This is a genomic window from Halobacillus yeomjeoni (assembly GCF_020171525.1).
Taxonomy (GTDB): Bacteria; Bacillota; Bacilli; order Bacillales; family Halobacillaceae; genus Halobacillus; species Halobacillus yeomjeoni.
In genome coordinates this window covers 76,137-98,850 of sequence record NZ_JAIVAI010000006.1, presented here as the reverse complement: position 1 = coordinate 98,850, position 22,714 = coordinate 76,137, and the positions used below count along the sequence as shown (strand labels likewise).

At 42.2% G+C, this 22,714-nt stretch carries 14 protein-coding genes; 11 read left to right on the top strand and 3 right to left on the bottom strand.

The window, feature by feature from the left end; translation table 11 throughout:
- Positions 1 to 43: 43 nt before the first annotated feature.
- From LCL89_RS14310 to LCL89_RS14290, 5 genes are all read left to right on the top strand, one after another.
- On the top strand, positions 44 to 2,263 hold the full coding sequence (locus LCL89_RS14310; protein WP_224810650.1) for a S8 family serine peptidase: 2,220 nt from the start codon (positions 44 to 46) through the stop codon (positions 2,261 to 2,263).
- A 265-nt stretch (positions 2,264 to 2,528) separates the two neighbouring features.
- Positions 2,529 to 6,872 (top strand): S8 family serine peptidase, encoded by a 4,344-nt coding sequence (locus tag LCL89_RS14305; RefSeq protein WP_224810649.1) that lies wholly within the window; start codon positions 2,529 to 2,531, stop codon positions 6,870 to 6,872.
- A gap of 488 nt (positions 6,873 to 7,360) precedes the next feature.
- On the top strand, positions 7,361 to 7,630 hold the full coding sequence (locus tag LCL89_RS14300) for a hypothetical protein (RefSeq protein ID WP_224810648.1): 270 nt from the start codon (positions 7,361 to 7,363) through the stop codon (positions 7,628 to 7,630).
- 183 nt (positions 7,631 to 7,813) lie between these two features.
- Entirely contained in the window at positions 7,814 to 9,208 is a 1,395-nt protein-coding gene (locus tag LCL89_RS14295; RefSeq protein WP_224810647.1) for an N-acetylmuramoyl-L-alanine amidase, read from the top strand.
- Positions 9,209 to 9,262: 54 nt separating this feature from the next.
- Positions 9,263 to 10,921 (top strand): S8 family peptidase, encoded by a 1,659-nt coding sequence (locus tag LCL89_RS14290; RefSeq protein ID WP_224810646.1) that lies wholly within the window; start codon positions 9,263 to 9,265, stop codon positions 10,919 to 10,921.
- A 218-nt stretch (positions 10,922 to 11,139) separates the two neighbouring features.
- Here LCL89_RS14290 and LCL89_RS14285 read toward each other — a convergent pair whose 3' ends face one another.
- The gene (locus LCL89_RS14285; RefSeq protein WP_224810645.1) at positions 11,140 to 12,147 is read right to left on the bottom strand and encodes a C40 family peptidase; all 1,008 of its coding nucleotides are present in this window, start codon (positions 12,145 to 12,147) and stop codon (positions 11,140 to 11,142) included.
- 436 nt (positions 12,148 to 12,583) lie between these two features.
- On the opposite strand from LCL89_RS14285, the gene zwf reads away from it, so the two are divergent.
- Positions 12,584 to 14,038 (top strand): glucose-6-phosphate dehydrogenase, encoded by a 1,455-nt coding sequence (zwf, locus tag LCL89_RS14280; RefSeq protein ID WP_224810711.1) that lies wholly within the window; start codon positions 12,584 to 12,586, stop codon positions 14,036 to 14,038.
- Positions 14,039 to 14,081: 43 nt separating this feature from the next.
- Here the strand turns inward: zwf and LCL89_RS14275 are convergent, their stop codons facing one another.
- Positions 14,082 to 14,696: a cyclase family protein gene (locus LCL89_RS14275; protein ID WP_224810644.1), complete on the bottom strand. Its 615-nt coding sequence runs from the start codon at positions 14,694 to 14,696 to the stop codon at positions 14,082 to 14,084.
- Positions 14,697 to 14,879: 183 nt separating this feature from the next.
- Here LCL89_RS14275 and LCL89_RS14270 point away from each other — a divergent pair, with 183 nt between their 5' ends.
- Complete coding sequence (locus LCL89_RS14270) at positions 14,880 to 15,815, top strand: LCP family glycopolymer transferase (RefSeq protein ID WP_224810643.1); 936 nt, start codon at positions 14,880 to 14,882, stop codon at positions 15,813 to 15,815.
- A 42-nt stretch (positions 15,816 to 15,857) separates the two neighbouring features.
- Here the strand turns inward: LCL89_RS14270 and LCL89_RS14265 are convergent, their stop codons facing one another.
- Positions 15,858 to 17,750 carry an InlB B-repeat-containing protein gene (locus LCL89_RS14265; protein ID WP_224810642.1) on the bottom strand — a complete coding sequence of 631 codons (1,893 nt, stop codon included), beginning with the start codon at positions 17,748 to 17,750 and terminating at the stop codon, positions 15,858 to 15,860.
- A 201-nt stretch (positions 17,751 to 17,951) separates the two neighbouring features.
- Between LCL89_RS14265 and LCL89_RS14260 the strand changes: the two genes are divergently transcribed.
- The 4 genes from LCL89_RS14260 (at position 17,952) to LCL89_RS14245 (ending at position 22,452) form a co-directional block, all read left to right on the top strand.
- Positions 17,952 to 18,713 carry a YveK family protein gene (locus LCL89_RS14260; protein ID WP_224810641.1) on the top strand — a complete coding sequence of 254 codons (762 nt, stop codon included), beginning with the start codon at positions 17,952 to 17,954 and terminating at the stop codon, positions 18,711 to 18,713.
- Positions 18,703 to 19,398: a CpsD/CapB family tyrosine-protein kinase gene (locus LCL89_RS14255; RefSeq protein ID WP_263620729.1), complete on the top strand. Its 696-nt coding sequence runs from the start codon at positions 18,703 to 18,705 to the stop codon at positions 19,396 to 19,398. The genes LCL89_RS14260 and LCL89_RS14255 overlap by 11 nt, the downstream gene beginning before the upstream one ends.
- A 132-nt stretch (positions 19,399 to 19,530) precedes the next feature.
- Entirely contained in the window at positions 19,531 to 20,304 is a 774-nt protein-coding gene (locus LCL89_RS14250) for a tyrosine-protein phosphatase (protein WP_224810640.1), read from the top strand.
- 327 nt (positions 20,305 to 20,631) lie between these two features.
- Positions 20,632 to 22,452 carry a polysaccharide biosynthesis protein gene (locus tag LCL89_RS14245; RefSeq protein ID WP_404813433.1) on the top strand — a complete coding sequence of 607 codons (1,821 nt, stop codon included), beginning with the start codon at positions 20,632 to 20,634 and terminating at the stop codon, positions 22,450 to 22,452.
- The last annotated feature ends 262 nt before the right edge of the window (positions 22,453 to 22,714 follow it).

Sequence of the window (22,714 nt, the reverse complement as noted above, 5' to 3'; positions counted from 1 at the left end):
CAGGCGGATCTGCCTGCATGTGCCTCTAATTAGGAGGAACTTTATGAAAAGACGCCCCTTCGTTGTCCTTGCTATTGTCGTGCTGCTCTTCCAATTGCTGATTCCTGCTGCTGCTTTCTCCAAAGAGAATCATTACCAGGAACACCTGGACTCATTGAAGGATAAGGCAGAGGATACTCCGAAAGTCATCCCTTTGGAAAAAGTCGATAAAATCTTTCCTATGAAAGCCAATCAGTTGAAAGAATTGAATGATCTACGAAAAAATTACAGGAAAGATACGAATTTCAAAGCACAGAATTTGAACTCTATTAATATGAAGAAAGTCGAAAATCGTCGAATTCTCGTCAGTGCGAAAGAGGGATTTGATGCGGCTACATACGGGGTGGAAGAACTCCCTCTATCAAAGACCCTCTCTAAGCGTGGGTATCGTCTTGTGCGCGTACCGAAAGATGTGGATTACCAATCTACTTTGAAACAGATGAACAAAGATCAAAGCATCCACAATGCGGAACCGGATTATATTCATAAAATCTCTTACGTACCTTCCGATGGCTACTATTCGTATCAATGGCAGTACCGCCCCTTGAATATGGAAAAAGCCTGGGATGTGAGTCGTGGTTCGACCGATACCGTCGTTGCTGTTCTTGACACCGGGATTTACCCGAACCATCCGGACCTTAACGGAAAAATCCTCCGGGGGTATGATTTTGTCAACGAAGACTCCAATCCGATGGATGACCATGGGCACGGGACCCATGTAGCCGGACTGATCGGGGCTCATGCGGACCAGACGGGAATCATCGGGGTCAATCCGAAAACGAAGATCCTTCCTGTCAAAGTGGCAGACAGTGAAGGGATGCTTACGCTGGTAGATATTCTGCAGGGAATTTACTACTCCATCGATCAACAAGTGGATATCATCAACATGAGTTTCGGAGGTTATCAATATTCATGGGAAATCGATGACGCATTATGGGAAGCTTATTATAACGGAATCGTGTTAGTCGCATCGGCAGGAAATGAAGGGACATGGGAGCCGGCTTTCCCAGCTTCCTATTACCAGGTCATCAGTGTAGCGGCTACCGCACAGGATGATTTCATCACAGATTTCTCCAACTATGGTCCGTTTATCAATTTGACTTCTCCAGGGAAGGATCTTTTGAGTACTTATTACTTGAACGGCTATCAATCGGGGAGTGGAACGTCATTCTCAGCACCGATCGTCTCGGGGCTTGCAGCGCTCATCAAAGGCAAGCATAAAAACTGGACCCCTGCGGAAATCCAGTGGGCGATGGAAGCGAACGCAAAAACATGGAACAAAAAAGAGTGGGACACGTTCGATGGATACGGGATTCCTGATGGGTATAAAATGATCAAATCTTCGAAAGTCGACCTCACCAAGGATGTTCCGGACGAACTCTTCGAAGGACGTAGAATCGGGAGTGGTTACAGCACGTATGAAAAAATCGACCTTCCACTCGATTACGATGTTTATGAGTTTAAAGTCGACCGGGAGCACCCGAAGGTAAAATTGAGTGTGACATCTCCGACAGAATCGATGGATATGGTCATGTATGTGTTCGATGAAACGCTAGAAAATGGCTGGCTGATCGACGGGAATTTCCAGGGCGAAGGGGAAGAGGCGACTCTGAATCTGCCCGAAGGAATCTATCAATTGGTCGTCATGGATTACTATGGTCACTGGTCGGAAACACCGTATGAACTGCGGATGGATGATGGGACCCAGGACTTCCCGGATGTCGTCGGTAAATGGGCGGAACCTTTTATCGAATACCTCGTCGATGAAGGGTTGATGATCGGTTATCCAGACGGTACGTTCGGCTTCAGTAAACCGATCACCCGAGCAGCGGCAGCGACGGTCATAGGGCGGGAATTGGGACTACCGCAACAGCACGGAAGCTTCAAAGATGTACCGAAAAATCACTGGGCCTCCGGTTACATCGGAGCGATGGAAAAAGCGGGAATTCTGACCGGTTATAAAGACGGCACATTCCGCCCGGATCAACCGATGACTCGTGAAGAGATGGCCGCCGTAATCGTCCGGGCGTATGAACTGACGGGAAGTTCGAATGTACGCTTCTCAGATGTCGATCCTGACTCATGGTCGTATAAGTATATTTCGACACTCGTAGCAAACGGAATCGTCAGCGGTTACCCGGATGGAACGTTCCGCCCGGGACTTGATATCAAGCGCTCTGAATTCGCAACGCTGATGGCTCGCCTGTTAAGTGACAAGTTTTAACCAACAGCATAAGCTATAAAAAAGAGCACCCTGGATATCCCGGGGTGCTTTCGTCTTTCTGATCCTATGAACCTAGCAAATATTTTTTCGGAAAAAAATGATAGACAAGAATCCTTATAAACACTGGACTTTCTTCATATTTTTTATAAATGAACATTCATTCATTCCATTGATTTTTCAGAAAAATAAAAATATAATGGTTTTTGTAAGAATTTAGAAAGGAGTAGGATTTTTTGGAAAAAGAGAAAACAAGGAGGAGAAACGGTTGAATTTGAAAAAGAGCATCGTTTTATTCTTGATCTTCATGATGGCATTTTCAAACGCCGCTTTTGCAGCTGTACCTCAGAGTGCGCTGAAAGAAGCAGCCAAGCCTCAAAAGCAGACGGGGAATGTTTTTGAAGAGAAGAATAAAGAAAAAGAGTATGGTCCTGATGATGAAGTCCGTATCATAGTTGAATTGGAAGATGAACCAACGATTTATTCCGCGCAGAGCTTAGGAAAGAGTTTCAGTGAACTCTCTGATAAAAACAAGAAGAAGCTCCAAGCGGCGGCCCTAGAAGCCCAAAGCCTTGTTAAACAATCTATCAAGAAACAATCGATTCCGATGGATTATAAACAAAGCTTTACGACAGTTTTCAACGGCTTCAGTGGTACAGTGGATTACAAATCCATCCAGCTGATTGAAAAACTACCTAATGTCGGTAAAGTACATATTGCGAACGAATATGAGCGTCCGGCAGAAGAACCAGAAATGCTTTATAGTAAAGAGCTTGTCAAAGCACAGCAGACTTGGCAGGACTACGGCTATAAAGGGGAAGGAATGGTTGTAGGTGTCATTGATACCGGGATTGATCCGGATCATAAAGACATGGTCCTGAGTGATGGAACAGAAACAGCCATCACGAAAGAGCAGGTCGACACCTTGAAAACGGGCGGCTCTTTAGATGGTAAGTTCTTCACAGATAAAGTACCATTCGGCTACAACTATGCTGATGAAAATGATACGGTCCTTGACCTTGGTCCTGGAGCAAGCATGCACGGCATGCACGTATCAGGTACAGTAGGCGCGAATGGCGATGAAGAAAAAGGCGGCATCATGGGTGTGGCACCAGAAGCTCAAATCCTTGGATTGAAAGTTTTCGGTAACGACCCTGAAATGCCATCCACTTGGGGAGACATTTACATCAAGGCGATTGATGACGCGATTCTATTAGGCGCAGATGTCATCAATATGAGTCTTGGATCCACTGCTAGTTTCGTAGATGAAGCAGACCCAGAGCAGCAGGCTGTTGCAAGAGCAGTAGAAAATGGCGTCATGATGTCCATTTCCGCTGGTAACTCTGCTGATTTCGGTGAAGGATTCGCAGATCCATTTGCATCCAACCCGGATATCGGTGTTGTCGGTGCTCCAGGTCTATCAACGGATTCTCTTCAAGTCGCTTCTTTTGAAAACCAATATTTGATGCTTGATGGTTTCAACAAAAAAGTGGACGGAGAAGCTGGTGAGTCCGTGGCTTTCCTTTCTGCAAGTGACGTAGATCCTACATCTCTTGGTGAAGGATTCATTGAAGTCGAGTATGCAGGACTTGGAAGACTGCCTGGCGATTCTGAAGACAATCCAGATGCCAACGATTTTGAAGGCGTCGATTTAGAAGGAAAGATCGCACTGATTCAACGTGGCGAAATGACGTTCGTCAAGAAGACGTTGAACGCACAGGAAAGAGGCGCGGCTGGAGTCATCATTTTCAACCACAGCGCTGGTTATGTAAGCATGGCATCTGATTCTTCTATTAATATTCCTCAACTGTTCATTTTGAAAACAGCTGGAGATTTGATGAGAGAACAGATCAAAGACGGTAAAAATGTAGAAATTGCATTCAAGGGCGAAGAAGTCAAATCCTTGAACCCTGAAAACGGAAAAATGTCCGGATTCACATCCTGGGGTGTGACACCGAACCTTGATTTCAAACCTGAAATCACAGCACCGGGTGGAAACATTCTATCTACACTGCAAGACGACCAATACGGAATGATGAGTGGTACGTCCATGGCGGCTCCACACGTTTCCGGTGGATCAGCTCTTATGATGCAGCGCGTCGATGAAGAGTTCGGTCTTAGTGGATCGGATCGTGTCGTTATGGCGAAGAATATTCTTATGAATACATCCGTTCCACAGACCGATAAAGGTGCCATCAATGGTGGCTGGAATACAGGCATGGATTATTCTCCTCGTCGTCAAGGTGCGGGTCTGATGGATCTTCATGCAGCGATGAGCACGCCGGTCGTTGCGACAGAGAAGAATTCAGGCCTTGGAAAAGTAGCCTTGAAAGAAATGGAAACAAAAGAGTCCTTCACACTTGAATTGGAAAACGTAACGGATGAAAATCAAGTGTACAATGTACAGGGTTCTGTCCAAACAGACATGGTCATTGGTGGAAGTATGTACAGTGGCGAAACTCAAGGGATTTTCAAAGCAGGGACAACAAGTGCAGATGCCCCATGGCTTGGAGAATTTCCTATTGATATCACTTCACCAAATGGTAGTAAAGTGAAAGACGACTATCAGGTCATCGTTCCAGCAAACTCTACTGTTGAAGTGAATGTAAATATTGATTTGGAAAACACAGTCGACTGGGTTTACAACCAGCCTTTGAATGAGATCTTTGAAAATGGTCATTTTGTTGAAGGTTTCATCAAATTTGTTGACCCGAACGATACCAACCCTACATTGAATGTTCCATACGTAGGATTCCACGGAGAGTGGGATGATGCTCCAGTCGTGGATGCAACGATTTACGATAAAGAGGATCCTTCTTTCTACGGTGAAACAGCTTTGTTGACTCTGGATCGTGATGCAGGTCTTCTGCCACTTGGTGTCGACCCACTATTGGGTGAAGACGACGAGCTTGTTGGAGATGAAGATCGCATCAGTTTCTCACCGAACGGTGACGGCACGCATGAACTCGCTCTTCCTTCTCTTTCCTTCCTGCGTAATGCAAAGCAGGTGGCATTCAACGTATTGGATGAAGGCGGTAATCAATTACGTACGATCCGTACATTGGATGAAGTGAGAAAGAACTACTATGATGGTGGAGCTGCACCGATGAGCAAGATTTATGGTGAAGCTGCATGGGATGGAAAAGTGAAAGGAAAAGTCGTAGAAGATGGTCAATACTTCTATGAAGTGAAATCTGTCGTTGACTTCCCGGATGCGGAATGGCAGTCTCAGACAATTCCAGTCACGGTGGATACACAAGCACCTTCTTTAGAAGTCACATTCAATAAGGAGACTGGTGAGGTTAACTGGGATGCATTCGATGAACTTTCCGGCCTTGCATTCTTCGATATCATCGTGAATGGCGAAAGTGTTCTAGAGAAGCCGCTGGCTGCGGATGTTGATTCTTACACATTCAAAGAAATGAAAGGAATTGAAGGCGTGAAAGTCGCAGCGACTGACTACGCTGGAAACACAACAACTGAAAGCACGAATGAAGATACTGACGATGCTGTTCCTGGCCTGCACGTCCTCACTCCTGAAGCGTTGAGCACGACGAATGACAAAGAAGTTGCCGTGACAGGTTACGTGAAAGATGATTCGAAAGTTTCTTCTCTTACAATCAACGGCAATGAAGCGAAATTGTCCTGGAATGCGAAAGAACAACGCTATGACTTCAGTGAAACTCTGACGTTCAAGACGGATGGCGTGAAAGAACTCAAGTTCCATGCGGTCGATGAAAGCGGAAATGAAATCTCCTTCAAGAGAATGTTCATGCTTGATTCTACAAGCCCAGAACTTGCGGTCGAAGGACCACACACATCCAAGGAAAAACAAGTGGATCTTACGTTCACGATGAAAGACAACTTCGATGATCTTCGTTTGTTCATCGATGGTAGTGAAGTGTTCAAGCATGCGTTTGAAGAGCCATTCGAAAAGAGAGCGGCTGAAGAAACGTATACACACTCTGTAACACTTGAAGAAGGACAGAACACATTCGAAGTCAAGCTGGTCGATCTTGGTGGAAACGAAACGGTTCAAAAAGTTACCGTTTACCAATCCAATGACGGTCCGAAAAACTTCGATGACGTATCCAATAACTTCTGGGGTAAAGGAGCGATTGAAAAGCTGAACGTCGCTGGTGTAATCAATGGTTACACGAACGGTGATTTCGGAATCAATGATGAAATCACACGTCGTGACGCAGCTCGTATGATCGTCCGTGCTCTTAAACTGGATACGACTAATGTGAAAGATCCTGGTTTGGAAGATGTCGATAAGAATGACCCGGCATACAAAGAGATCGCTGCCATCGCGGCAAGCGGCATCATGGTCGGTAACCCTGATGGTTTCTTCAAGCCTGATGGATTGTTGACACGTGCTGAAATGGCGAAAGTCGTTGTAGAAGCCTACAACCTATCCGGCAGCACACAAGATCGTTTCCCTGATGTTCCTCTGAAACACTGGGCATTCGATTACATCAACACTCTGGCTGCAAACGGCATTTCCGAGGGTTATCCGAATGGCGAATTCAAACTGGGCAACAAGACGACACGTACAGAATTCGTAATGTTCTTAGCTCGTGCGGAAGATGAACGTTTCAAAACGAACTAAGTAAGTTGAAACCCGCCCAAGGGTACAATCTTTGGGCGGGTTTTTTTGATTTCGTACGACAAGCTTTATTAATGGTTTTTAAAGTTAAGTATGAGGGGACTTGTTTCGATGCTTTTGAGAGAGGCAGGTGGCTATCGAAAACGAGTCGCTTTCCGTGAGCATGTGGTGAGCTTCCTCAGGCGTTTCGCCTTCCGGGATCTCACCGATCATGTACCTCCCACAGGAGTCTCCCCGTTTTCAAAAGCCACCTTACGTTTTTATGCTATCGAAACTTCAATTTTTTGTATAAACATTATTATAATGACATATCCTCTTTCCATCTTTTTTTAATGATTAAGAGATTTAAATAAGGCAAGGGTCATCGGGGAAGGGACTACCTACGAACCTGCTCTCAACGTTTTCTCCAATTAAATCTAACCAAGACACCCTTTAGATAGAAGAATAGATATTATAAAATGGTAAGAAACGTATTTAAAGGTGATTTCAATATGCATTACATCAAAGATTACACACCCATATTCCTTTTCCTCGCAGGAGGATTCATTTTTCTTTTCTTGGTCATAACAAAGTACACAGAAGAAGCCCATAAAAAAGAAATGAAGAAAAACAAATGGATGAAGGAAGACTACTATAATTATGAAAACTTGATATTATACGGGCTTATGAGCAAGTCTTATTGGATTGCAAAAACAATGCTCATCATCGCAGCACTCATTCCTATCGCGTTTGGAATGTTACTTTTATGGTCAATGTTCTAATCCCATAGGCGAAGTCAAGAGCTATGGGCATTAAATTCGCTCCTGTTCACTATTTTCCATCTTTTTTCCTATTATGATAAATAAGTCCATTTCCCTGTATAAATCGACTTTAAACCTTCTTATTTCAGCCGATATATATAACGTAAGCACATATCAGATGAGAAAGGGAGAATTTATTTAATTATGGTAAGGAAAATTTGGAGTTTGTCGTTTATTGCTTTCGTTTTGGTGTTGACATCTTTCCTTCCTGTCCAATCAGTTTCGGCCAATCCATTGAGTGACATCCCGGATCGATCTTCAGAGGAAATCAACTATTTGATTCAACGAGGAGTCATTTTAGGCTTCCCAGACGGGACACTCAAACCTAAAGATCCAGTCACTCGACAAGAAGCAGCCACACTTGTAGGGCGTGCACTTGAACTCAACGGGGAAAAGCGATCAACGAATTTCCCTGATGTTCCAAAAGCCTCCTACGCATCCGGTTACATACAATCCGCTTACGATGAAAAAATCATTACAGGTTATCCCGATGGGACCTATAAGCCGCAAAACTATATAACACGAGGAGAAATGGCTTTTCTCATTTCTAAAGCTTTCTCACTCACATCCACTAGTGGTGAAAAATATAGCGATATACCAACCGACGGGGCTTTGACAACAGCCATCGATCGAGTATCGACAGCAGGTATTGCCAATGGTTACCCGGACGGCACTTACAAACCAGGGAAGTCTATCACACGTGAAGAGTTCTCGTTGCTGATCGCTCGGGGACTGAATCCGAAATTCAAAGTCGACGGCACGAATACGAAGCCCGATCAACCGATGGCTGAGAAATACGTATCAACGTCCATTTTGAATGTCCGAACAGGTCCTGGAGTCTCATATGAAAAAGTAGGGAAGCTCTCATTGGGTACAAAAGTCACGATTTATAAAGAAGTCGGTGACTGGTGCCAAATCTCTTATAATGGAACCCGCGCTTATGTCCACGGGGCATACTTGCTGGATAAATTGAAAGAGAAGCGAGTCATTGCGATCGACGCCGGCCACGGCGGTTATGATGGTGGAGCAAGCGCCAACAGCGTCCTTGAAAAAGAAGTCAACTTAGCCGTATCGAAAAAAGTAAGAGATCTTTTGGAAAAATCAGGGATCGAAGTCATCATGACAAGAGAAGATGATACGTATATCTCGCTTGATGGCCGTGTCAAACATGCCGTCGATAATGGAGCGGATACGTTTGTCAGCATCCATTCCAATGCGTTCCCTAACAATGAATCGGTCAGCGGTATAGAAACGTTTTATTCATCCGCCGCTTTGAATGATCGTGCTTACAAGAGTTACAAGCTGGCGTCTTTCATACACGACCGTCTCGTTGAAGCGATGGAAATGAAGAGCCGCGGTGTCAAAGATGTACCGTATCGAGTCATTCATGCCACTCCACTGCCATCTGCATTGGTAGAATTAGGATTTCTCACCAATAGTTCGGATGCTTCCAAGCTTGGATCCACTTATTGGCAGGAGAAAGCCTCCAAAGCTATTTACTTAGGCGTGATAGATTACTATAATTGGATAGACAAATAAAAAAAGAGCGGACAACTTTGTCCGCTTTTTATTTTATCTTTAGGAGCTGAAGAAATGAAAAACTTCCCTTTGCATCTATTGTTGTCCGTTCTGTTCTTGTTCACACTGCTTCCTTTAAGCGTGTCAGCGGAGGAATCAGTGAATGTAGAAAAGGCAGACCGGTATATCATCGGGTTTGAAGAGTCCATTGATTTGAACGTATTGGAAAAAACCGAGTATACATTACACCATGAATATGAAGGAATCCAAGCTATTTCAGCCTCTTTAGATAGAACAGCTGTACATACGCTTCAAAATGATCCGCGTATTGCATGGATAGAAGAAGATCAAAAAGTGACCGCAGACCGTCAAGTTCGGAACTGGGGTTTCAGCTCTGTCGGAGCTGACACGACGAAAAAGTTGAAAGTAAATGGAAACGGCGTCAAAGTCGCTGTCATTGATACAGGAATCAACCGTGGTCATCCGGACTTGAAAGTCTCCGGTGGGAAAAATTTCGTTGATGACGTAAACAGTTATGAAGACGATAATGGACATGGAAGTCATGTCGCAGGAGTCATCAATGCGCAAGACAATGATATGGGAACCCTCGGGGTTGCACCGGCAGCCAGTATGTACGCCGTCAAAGCACTGGATAGTGACGGAATCGGTAATGAAGCGGATGTCATTGCCGGAATCGATTGGGCGATTCAGAACGGGATGGATATTATCAATCTCAGTTTGACTTCACCTCAGTCCTCCACAGGTCTTGAAAAAATCATTAAAAAAGCACGTGATCAAGGAATATTCGTCATTGCTGCTTCTGGGAATGATAAATCCGGCAATGGACAGTTGACGAAAGACGTCATGTATCCAGCTCGTTATAACAGTGTCATCAGTGTCGGTGCTATTGATGAAGATGAAACCATTGCGGAGTATTCTTACCAAGGTGAATCTTTGGATTTTGTGGCTCCAGGAACACAAATTTACAGCACTTATATGGATACGCCTGAAGGGAATTACGCCCATATGAGCGGCACCTCTATGGCAGCTCCTTATGTATCTGGAATCATCGCTTTATACAAAAGCCAGTTTCCTGAATTAACCTATATGGAAATTAGTAATCTCTTAAACAAGCACGTGAAAGATTTAGGAGTAAAAGGGAAAGACAAGACATATGGCCAAGGTTTGATTCAAGCTCCGATCAGCTTGTTCATCGATTTGAAAGCAAGCGATTGGTTCACACCTTTTGTCAATGAGCTCAGTAAATCTCAGATGATCAAAGGCTATCCTGACTACACGTTCAAGCCACAGGGGGATATCACCCGCCAGGAAGTCATCACTCTCATCGGAAGAGCGCTTGAGCTGAATGGCGAAAAACGCGATACGATGTATACTGACGTAACGAAAAACCATTACGGCTCCGGATATATCGCATCAGCTACTTCCCGTGAAATCGTCACCGGATATCCTGATCAAACATTCAAGCCGAATGCGAACATTACTAGAGCGGATGTTGCTGTCATGGTATACCGTGCATTCAACATCCCGGTATCGAATGAACCGGTTTTTGAAGATGTCGATCCCGATAAATATTACTATGAAGCCATTCACTCTCTAGCGAATGAAGAGATCATCACTGGTTACAGTGAAACAGAATTCAAACCGATGAAGGCAATTACCAGGGCTGAATTCTCCAGTATCCTGGCGAAAACGCTGAATGGTTCATTAAGATAATAGAATAGAAGAAAAGCAGGTTCCAATCTAATTGGAACCTGCTTTTAATTTATTTGAATTTGTATTGGACTATATTTTCGTTTACTAAGAGGTGAGGGTGTCACGCCTAAAGGAGCATCTTGGGAGATAAATGCTGTCTCATTGAAATTTTTCCTTCATTATAATAGCGTCATTAAACAAAAAAGCCACTCTCAGATGAGAGTGGCTTTATCATTCATTTAGTTGATTGCGCGGTATAAGAATACAGTGAACTCAGCACGAGTCGTATCTTTAGAAGGCTTGAAGACGTTACCGTCATAGCCGGTAGAGATATCGTTCGCTACAAGTGCTCTGACTTCATCGTACGCCCAGTGGTTTTGAGGAACATCATTGAAGTTTCCTTCTGCTCCCTGCAAGTTGAATGAACGTTTGAATAAAGCTGAAATTTCTGCACGTGTAATGGCCTGGTCAGGTTTGAATGTGCCGTTTTCGTAACCTGTGATGTATCCAGCGTCTGCTACAGCGTTGATGTATTTCTCAGCCCAGTGGCCGTTATCATCAGAGAAATGATTGTTGGAAGATGGAGAAAGATCCAATGCAGCTGTCATCATCTTAGCGACTTCACCACGGGTAACGTCGTTTGATGGCTTGAAGTAGTCTCCATCATAACCATTAATGATTCCTTGCTTACTCATATATTCGATTTCACTTTGTGCCCAGTAGTCGTTCGAAACATCGTGATAATGCCCTGCTGGTAAAGAGTCGTCTTTGGATTCTGCTTGTACATCTTCTTTAATGACACGGCGTGCACCTACCATACGTTCGCCCCAGTAACGGTTAGGAGCAATAGAAGCCACGGTAACGTCGTCTCTTTCATTTTCTGCAGAAATCATTTTGTTATTTCCAATGTAGATCCCAACATGACTGATGGATCCGCCATCATAATAGTTGAAGAACAAAAGATCTCCTTTTTGCAATTCAGAGCGACTTACAGCATGACCGTTGCTGTATTGTGCTCTGGATGTACGATGTAAATCGATACCTACTTTATTGAATATGTATTGTGTATATCCTGAGCAGTCAAAACCGCTTGGTGAAGTTCCTCCGTAAACATAAGGTGAATCCGAATACTTGAACGCCAATTCTATTACTCTGTCTGCCGTGCTTTGTGCTGCAAAGGACTTAGGAGCAAAGAACGCAAAAACCATAGAAAACGCAACCAAAACCGTCGTCACTTTTTTTAACAATGTAATATCCCCCTGTTGTTTATGTTTCGTTTTTAACCTTGTTCAAGAATACCACAACAAAGTTCGTCATGATTTTACAGTTGTGTAACATTTAAGTTTCATAGGTTTTACCAATTGCTAGAAAGGGTATAAAGAATCTTTGTGGAATAACGGAAAAAGAAAGCGTTATCACATTGTGATTTTTTTTACAACCATAAGAGAAACCCTTATACTAATGTAATGTACATACAAAATTCAGTTTAATTGGACTTTTCGTGCATGTTTAAGATCGGCATAATACTTGAACAATGGAAAGTATGTTTACTTACATATCCATCATTATTCACTTATACTGGATAGTGGTGTAATCGTTAACTAACAGGAGGAACATATAAACATGGATAGTAATGAAAAGGATATCAATGTCAATGATCCTTTGACGAATGACGAAAACGTCATGGACAATATGACGTTCGTGTTGTTTGGAGCGACAGGGGATTTGGCCAAGCGTAAAATCTACCCTGCTCTTTACAACCTATATAGAGAAGGAAGAATGCCTGAAAAAATATCTGTCGTAGGATTAGGGAGAAGAGAATACACAGACTCTAAACTTCAATCGGTCATCAAAGAGGCTCTGGAATCCTTTTCACGTCGAGAAGTTGAACCTTCTGGTTTAGAGGAATTTCTGGAAAAATTCCGCTACTGCATCTTTGATGCGACGAAGCCGGAATCCTATGATAAGCTTCACCAATTCATAAAGGACCGGGAAAATGAACTGGACATACCGGACAACCGTCTCTTCTATTTATCTGTGGCTCCAACCTTGATCAAAACCATTACAGAAGGACTTCATGAGAGTGGAATCAGCAGCAATGCAGGTTGGAAGCGTCTGATGGTTGAAAAACCATTCGGAAGTGACTTGGAGACAGCGCAGGATTTGAACAAGAAGCTGAAAGAAGTGTTCACAGAGGATGAAATTTTCCGAATCGATCACTACCTGGGTAAACCGATGGTTCAAAAATTGGAATCCCTTGTCCACGCCAACCCGATGTTGAAAGCTTTGCTTGATCATGATCAGATTTCAAACGTCCAAATTACAGCAAGCGAAACGGTCGGAGTCGGTACACGCGCCGCTTATTACGATCAAGCAGGAGCAATCCGTGATATGGTGCAGAACCACCTGCTTCAGCTAGTGATGATGACGGCCCTCTATAACCCGGACAAAATGAGCACGGCTGAAATTGAAGCAGAAAAACGCGGCATTATGGAATCACTCAAGCCGATTACGAAAGAGAATATGGAAGAGAATGTCGTCCGCGGGCAATATGCGGCCGGCCAAATTGAAGGGCAGGCAGTACCTGCATATCTTGAGGAAGCTGGTGTCGCAGAAGACTCCAACAACGATACTTTCTTCGCTGCTCGTCTTGAAATCGATAATGAAAACTGGAAAGGTATTCCATTCTATATCCGTACCGGAAAGAGGATGAAGAAGAAGTCCACGCGAATCGTGGTTGAGTTCAAGTGTGATGGAGATGAGGAAGCATTGAAAGACGATGGCATCGAACCGAACCTTCTAATCATCGAAATCAATCCGAATGAAAGCATGACTTTGAAAATCAACATCAAGAACCAATCCGAAGAGAAATTCGAACCGGAATACATCACATTTTCCAATGTTTCCGCGACCCAGCCGGAAGCGTATGAATTACTTCTTCATGATGCGATGCAGGGAAATGAAACTTTCTTTGCCCACTGGAAAGAAGTCGAGCTTTCCTGGAAATGGGTGCAGCCATTGTTGGATGAATTTGAAAAAGACGGCTTGCCGCTTTACAAATATCCCGCAGGCTCGGACGGACCGGAAGCAGCTCATCAGCTGTTGAAGGAAGACGGTCATAAATGGTGGTACGTATAATAAAAAAAAGCTACTGACTTTAAAGTCAGTAGCTTTTTTCTATTTATGAATTTTCAAAAAGCAGGACACGTGCAGGCGAAGCATCTGTGCCCATCAGCTTCAATGGAGCAGCGACCATATGATAGCTTTTCGACTCCACATCTTTCAGGCGCAGACCTTCGATGACGATGATATCTGCTCCAAACAACGTCTTATGAGTCGGGTGGTTCGGCTGGCTGCGCTCGATCCCAAGAGCGTCGATGCCCACGCCACGGATTTTCTTCTCTGCCAGGTACTCAGCTCCATCTTCTTTCAGGAAGATGAATTCAAAGTTGAATTCATCATCAAAGGAGTTTTTCGTTTTGAAGAGTACGAAGTCCCCTTCATCAATGTTCAAGTCTTCAAGGTCGTCTTTACCGATTCCGTCTTTAACGTGAGTCAGGTCAAATACTTTCGCATCTCCAACCAAACGGTCCATCGAGATTGTTTCGAATGTTTCTCCATCATTGATCATATGAAGCGGAGAATCGATATGAGTTCCGGTATGAACATCCATCTCCAGACGGGACTCCGTTACGTGACCGTTGGTGTTGGTTTGTACTTTCGGCTGTTTTTCTGGCTTGTTTTTGTATACAGGCATACCTTCGTATACCGGTGCAGTTACATCAATCATTTTCATGTAGTCATTCACCTATCTTTCATGGATTTTATTGTTCGTATGTCCTCTTTTATTTTGTCATGGTTTCCGCTTGGTATCAACTTTGCGCACAACACCTATGAAAGTACGACATTGTTCTATTCAACTTTTAAAGTTATAATAATAAAAGTTTGTTAATTTTATAGTTAACTTGGAGTGAAATCAATGAACCGATCCAATCAACATATAAAGAAAAAGAAATGGTGGAAGATTCCACTGATTATCATAGCGCTTCTTGCTTTAGGAACCGGTGCATATGCATATACGGTTTACAGTGGTGCCAAAAATACAGTAGATAAAGAAATGCATGAAGAAGTCGCTTCGATAGATCATGAAGTGACGAAGAAGAAAGTGAAAGAACAAGAACCTTTGAACATCTTATTGATGGGCGTGGACGAAAGGACATACGACTCCGGACGCTCTGATGCCTTGATGGTCATGACGCTCGACCCAGGCGATAACCGCAGCCAGATAGTCAGTATCCCACGTGATACCCGTACTAAATTAGTCGGCGATGCTCCTGAATCAGGGATCATGGATAAAATCAATCACTCTTATGCTTTTGGCGGAGCGGATATGACTATCAATACAGTGGAAAATTTCCTTGATATTGAGTTGGATTATTATGTGAAAGTCAACATGCAGGGATTAGCCGATCTGGTCGATGCAGTCGGTGGAATTTCCATTAACAACCCTATTTCCTGGCGGGATGGAAGTTATACCTTCCCTAAAGGATCATTACAAATGGATGGAGAAAAAGCCCTTGGTTATGTACGGATGAGATATCAGGATCCAAGAGGGGATTTAGGGAGAAATGAACGTCAGCGATTGGTCATTCAAGGAGTGATCGATTCTGGAGCACAAGTAGGGGCAGTAAATAAAATCGGGGATGTCATGGATGCGCTAGGAAACAACGTGAGTACAAATATGGACTTCATGGTAATGAAAGATTTATTGATGAATTATCGTGATGCACGAAAAAACATGACGACCTATCAAATGACAGGTAGAGGAACCAAAATTGACGGAATCTACTATCTACAAGTCCCTGAACAGGAAGTTCAAAAGGTACAATCGAAGATAAAAGAATATCAATCCTAAAATAAAATCCCTCCTGACTCAGGAGGGATTTTGTCATCTTAATTATTCAGGGATCTGTTCAAAGACAGCAACGATGGATTTGTTTTCATTCATGTTGACAGAAGATAATGCCGAACTTCCTGACAATGCACCGCGCCACTCTACAAATTCCCATCCATCTGCCGGTAATGCCGTAACGACGATGGCTTCACCTTCTACGACTGTGGTAGCTGAAGTGTTGATGTACCCCTGACCTATGACAGATGTCGACAAGGAGTAGCGTTTTTCTGGTTCAGGTTCTTTCTTAAAATTGGCGGTGACATTCTTATTTGCATTCATTGTCAGAGTGATGGAACTGGAAGAACTGCTTGAACTCCCAGACCACCCGGTGAAGACCCAGCCTTCTTTTGGAGAGGCTGTCAGCTGTACTTTACTTCCTTCAGAGAAGCGGCTGCCGGATTTTGATTTTTGGACGGAACCTTCGCCGGATACATTTACATTCAGGGAGTAGGATTCAGGCTCGGGAGGAACTGGTTCCTCGTTTTCTTCATCGCCTTCATTCGAATCCCGCTCTACTTTTTCAAAAACGGCTTGTAACGTTTGATCTTCATCCATGATTACAGTCACTTCGGAAGACCTGCTTGTAACTGATCCTTTCCATCCTGCAAATTTCCATCCATCATCCGGGCGTGCTCTTAAGCTTACTTTTTCATTATATGGATAGGTGCTGGCTAGGGAGTCGCGAATGATTCGGCCATTCCCTCGTGTCGATAACCGGAGTTTGTAGGATTTCTGCTCAAAGATTGCTTTGAAAGCTAAGTCCTCTTCTATGGTTACTGTAGCAGGGTTCGGTGCACCAGACAGGTCGCCTTCCCAATGGATGAATTCCCATCCTTCAGAAGATTTAGCTTCTATAGTAACAGTATCACCTTCTGAATACTCCTCTTCATTTGGGTTAATCCAAACCGCCCCTTCACCTTCATGGCTTGAGTCTATAGAGAAAGTAGATGCTTCTACGACGATGTTTATAGGAATCGATAATTCCTGATCTTTATATTTTACTTTTATAGTCTCTTTTCCTTCCTTTATTCCTTCAATGGTCACAGATTTTCCTTTGTCTTCATCAAATTCAATCCGTTCTTTTTCAGAGGACCAGACAGGAGAGAAGTCAAAAGGTTCTCCTGCTTCATCAACCCCTGTCACCGATAGTTCTAAGATTTCTCCAACCGGCAAGGTGTCAATTTCTTCTTGCTCCAGGGTCATTTCTTTTAACACTTGCTCGTCTACTTTCATTTCAAAATCCCAAGTCAACGATTGCCAATCTGCTTGAATGGTTGCAGTTCCGGGTTCAATCGCTTTGAAGACAGCAACCTGATTTGAAGACGCCTTAACCTTACCAACTTCAGTGTTGTGGGAGGACCACTCGGCGTCCAAGGATATAACTGCATCTTCTTCTCCTTTCCATTGAAGCTCGACAGTTCTTGTAAAACCTTTTTGGACGAGTGTGCGAGGGGTGTGTATCGTAATTTGTGAAATCAATCGATTATACGCTTTCTGTATCGACTTATGGTTGTTGAACGTTTTTCCTTTGTCGAGTATTTCTAATGCATCTGTAACCTGTTTATTATGTAGGTAGAGGTCTGCGAGGTATGTATAAAACTTCGGTTCTTCTGGGGTGAGTTTGATGCCGTCTTCTAATAGTGTTTCCGCACGATCGAACTTTTGAGTTTTAAGGTAGGAGTCTGCCAACAGCAGGCGTGCTTCGGTGTTTTTCGGCTCTTTTTCTACCACACTTTCTAATAGTTGTATACTTGTTTCATAGTTTTCCTTTTCATAGGCAGTTCGGGCTTTTTCCAAGTCATCCGCAAATGCTTTCGTTTCAACTATGAAGAATGCAGTAATACCTATGCTGAAAGCTAATATACCAATCACAATCCATAAGGACTTTTTTCTCATAGGAACAAATCCTTTCTAATAATTTATTTCATGTATATCAAATTATACATGAAAGTTAATCAAAAAAAGTAAGTTCCTGTCGAAAAAATATTAATTTTTGTTGTAAATGTGATATTTTTCAAATTTTAACACTAATAAACGACTATTGTATGATATACTACTAACGTCTGTTTTATTTCTACTAACATTGGAGGTTCACGAATGGAAGAAACAATTTCATTGAAGGAAATTTTTGAGGTGCTGAAAAAACGTATCCTCTTGATTATCAGTTTGGCAGCAGGGGCAGCCGTACTTAGTGCACTCATTACATTTTTTGTCCTGACGCCAACGTATCAAACTTCTTCACAATTCATAGTCAACCAGTCAGAGAGTCAGTCGCAGAATACGCCTTATGATATCAACGACATCCGAACGAACGTCGAATTGATCAATACATATAACATTATTATAAAAAGTCCTCGCATTTTAGATCAAGTCATTGAAGACTTGGAGTTGAACATGACCGCAACGAGTCTCGCCAATAAAATCCAAGTTTCCAATGCGAATCAATCACAGGTCGTTAACGTTGTCGTAACTGATGAAGACCCGACACAAGCGGTTGCAATCGCAAACAGAACCGTTAAAGTATTCAAAGAAGAAATCCCGCAGTTGATGAATGTGGATAATGTCAACATCCTGACCGAAGCTGTTGTTGCAGCTGACCCATCACCGGTAAGTCCCAAGCCGGCATTGAATATCGCTATTGCGCTTGTCGTAGGATTGATGGTAGGAGTAGGTTTGGCATTCTTACTGGAGTATCTGGATAACACCATCAAAACTGAAGAAGATATTGAAAAATCCCTTGGTCTTCCGATTATGGGTGTCGTATCCACGATTTCTACGGAGGACATCAAACCGACACGCGGTCGATCAGAAAAAAAGTCTAATGTTTCAAGTATGAGAGGTGAGTCTGTTGGCACGTAAGAAAAACAACATCGTACAAAATCGCGCTCGTAGATTAATAGCAAATGACGACCCTAAATCACCGATTGCCGAGCAGTTCCGTACCATCCGTACGAATCTCGAATTTTCCTCAGTAGACTCTAAGTTGGAAACAATGCTGGTTACATCAGCGAGTCCTTCTGAAGGAAAGTCGATTACCACAGGAAATACAGCAGTCGTATTCGCTCAGCAAGGAAAGAAAGTGTTATTGGTGGATGCCGACTTACGTAAACCTACTATTCATTATACTTTCCGTTTGAACAATACAATGGGTTTGAGTAACTACCTTGTCAATGATTATGCAATCAACGATATTATTAATGAAACTCATGTTGAAAATTTGGATGTCGTAACATGTGGGCCGATTCCACCGAATCCTTCAGAATTATTGGGATCGATGAAGATGCAGCGGTTTATCCAGGAAGCAAAAAATCATTACGACATGATTATTTTTGATACCCCGCCTGTACTTGCTGTGGCAGACTCGCAAATTTTATCTAATTTTGTTGATGGTGTCCTTCTAGTTTTACGAAGTAAACAAACGGAACAGGAAGCTGCTATTAAAGCAAAAGAACAACTGGTACAAGCGAAGGCGAATATCTTGGGTGCTGTCTTGAATGATAGGGAAGTCAAGTACAGCAATTACTATTATTATTATGGACAATAAAGTTTGTGGAGGGGGGTGAATAACTCCTCTCTTTTTTTAGTGATTGGATATAAAAGGTCTTGCTTGTAGTAATCTGTGATATAATTCATATAAATTTATAAGTGAAATTAGATTTTGAAAGGAGATTTGGAAGTGATAGATATACATAGTCATATCTTACCTGGAGTCGATGATGGAGCACAATCTATCGAGGAAAGTATACAAATGGCAGAAGCGGCGGTGCGTGATGGAATTGATACGATCGTAGCCTCCCCTCATCACAAAAATGGTGTATATAACAACTATAGAAATGATATCCTTCTTCAAGTGGCAGAGTTGAACCGACATATTGAAACTAGGAATATACCTTTGAATGTCGTACCTGGACAAGAAGTCCGCCTTTACGGGGAATTAATTGAAGGGATTCACAGTGAAGAAGTACTGCCAATTAATATGGAATCAAATTACCTACTCGTAGAATTCCCCTCAAACACTGTACCGAGGTATGCCAGTCAATTGTTTTATGATCTTCAGATGTCAGGTATTCGACCAATTATTGCACATCCAGAGCGGAATAAAAAGATTATAGAAAACCCTGATGTCCTTTATTCCCTAGTGAAGGATGGGGCCTATGCCCAAGTAACGGCTGGTAGTGTATGTGGGAATTTCGGTAAGAAAATTATGAAGTTCTCCCATCAATTGATTGAACATAACCTTGCGCATCTGATTGCTAGTGATGCTCATAACACAACATCCCGCGGTTTCTGTATGACAGAGGCATATCAAGAAGTGAGGCAGTCTTACGGATTGGATATGGTGTACATGCTATCAGAAAATGCTCAAGATATTATTGAAGATAAAGTACTGGCAGCTGAGCCGCCAGAACATATAAAGACAAGAAAATTGTTTGATATTTTCAGAAAATAATAATAAGTAGGTGCGGGTTTATATACTTGCACCTACTTATTATTATTAATTGAAAGCGCATTCTTATAAAAGATTAAAAAAATGGTTTAATCTTTTAAAATGTTTTACAATTCCTCTTTATATGACACAATAAACCTGCTATACTTTAAAAAGTTACAAAATAATGACAGGTGTCAAAAAAGTCTGGGTTATTACATATTTCTAAGTTTTAAAATATAAATGATAAGAGTGTTAAAGTATTGTTAATTCAACCGACCTTAACTGAACACTTTTGAAAGGGGAAACTATTTAAAAATGACCACAGTGTACAAACAGAGGTTGCTCTTATTGATTGCGATTGACTCATTTATTGTCTCTTTTTCTATCTACATGTCGCATTTCTTTTTGAACCCTTATGTAGCCGTATTTGATCAAATTATGATTGTGTCGTCCTTTGCTTTGCTGGTTACTCATCACCTGTTTTCAGGTGTGTTTGGAATGTATAAGAAAAAATGGCGCTATGCAAGCACTGAAGAGTTGTTTGGTATTATCTCAGTCGTGACTTTATCAATCATAGCCACTGCACTTATCAAGATGTTATTTTTTGGTATGATTTACGAACGAGCCCTTACTATTACATGGATGTTACATATACTATTGCTCGGTGGTGTAAGATTGGCTTGGCAGTATTACCGGAACTATGGTCTGTCTATCAAGCCTATGTTCACTTTGCCGTCTCCAAAAGATAATGACTCATATAAAAAGAAAACGTTGATTATCGGAGCAGGATCCGCCGGGCGAATGCTTGCTAGGCAAATCATTAATTCCCAGGAATTCAAGGCTAAAATAGTTGGCTTTCTAGATGACGACTTGACGATTCATCACCTGACTGTTGGTGGATTACCTGTTTTAGGAAGTACAACAGATATTGACCCCGTTGTTGGGAAATATGAGGTTAATCATATAGTCATAGCAATGCCTTCAGTTGAACAATCAAAAGTAAAAGCAATCATAAAAAATTCTAAGAAAGTTGTAAAAGACGTGCAGACTTTACCGATGATTGAAGACATTGCATTAGGAAATGTATCCGTCAGTCAAATACGTGACGTACAAATTGAAGATTTGCTTGGACGTGAACCTGTAGAGCTTGACATAAATTCCATCGACTCTGAGATTAATGGAAAAACTATTATGGTTACGGGGGCAGGCGGATCGATAGGTTCAGAAATATGTCGCCAGTTAGTCAAATTTAATCCTAAACAATTACTTCTATTAGGTCATGGAGAGAACAGTATTTATACGATACATATGGAGCTGTCTCAATTAGGTATAGATACTGAACTGGTGACGGTAATAGCTGATGTCCAGGATCGGGAGAGGATTTTCGAAATTGTAGAAAAATACGAACCTTCTTATATTTATCATGCTGCTGCTCATAAGCACGTCCCATTAATGGAAGCGAACCCGAAAGAAGCTGTTAAAAACAATGTCATCGGGACCAAAAATGTTGCAGAAGCTGCGGATACATATGGTGTTGGAAAATTTGTATTAGTCTCTACAGATAAAGCTGTTAACCCTACCAATGTAATGGGCGCTACGAAAAGGATAGCTGAAATGGTTATACAACTATTGAATAAAAACAGCAAAACCGAATTTGTAGCCGTCCGTTTCGGGAATGTTTTAGGAAGTCGTGGAAGTGTGATTCCGATGTTTAAGAAGCAGATTGCCAATGGTGGACCAGTTACCGTGACCCACCCAGATATGACAAGGTATTTTATGACTATTCCTGAAGCATCACGTCTTGTGTTGCAGGCAGGAGCATTGGCACGAGGTGGAGAAATTTTCGTTCTAGACATGGGTGAACCAGTGAAAATTGTGGATCTTGCTAAGAACTTGATTCATTTATCTGGGTTTACTGAAAAAGAGATACCAATTCATTTCACTGGTATCCGCCCAGGTGAGAAAATGTATGAAGAGTTACTGGGAGATAAAGAGGTTTATACTGAACCAGTTTTTCCTAAGATATTTATTGGGAAAACTACTGAGATTAATGAGCGTGGAGTTTATTCAATTATAAATGAATTTGAGTCGTCCAGTACGGATAACGTTAGAGATTTTGCTGTAGATTTAGCGAATGAACGCCTGGACGTAGGTGAAGTGGTGAATTAAATTTAACATAATCTATGCAGAACATAATAAAGAAGGCTGTTCAAAAGAACTAGCCTTCTCCTTATGTAATATAATTTCTTCATTAATAACCTAAATACAGAATTCATAATATTAGATTTTTCTTCGAAATTAAGAGATGAAAAGATAACACCAGAAATAGAGAGTGAAGTTAAAAATAGCTTTTCAAGTGCTGTATCAAATAATTAAAGTATGCTAGTTGTGAAATTTCTGGAATATTTGTTGATAGGATGAAAATTATAAC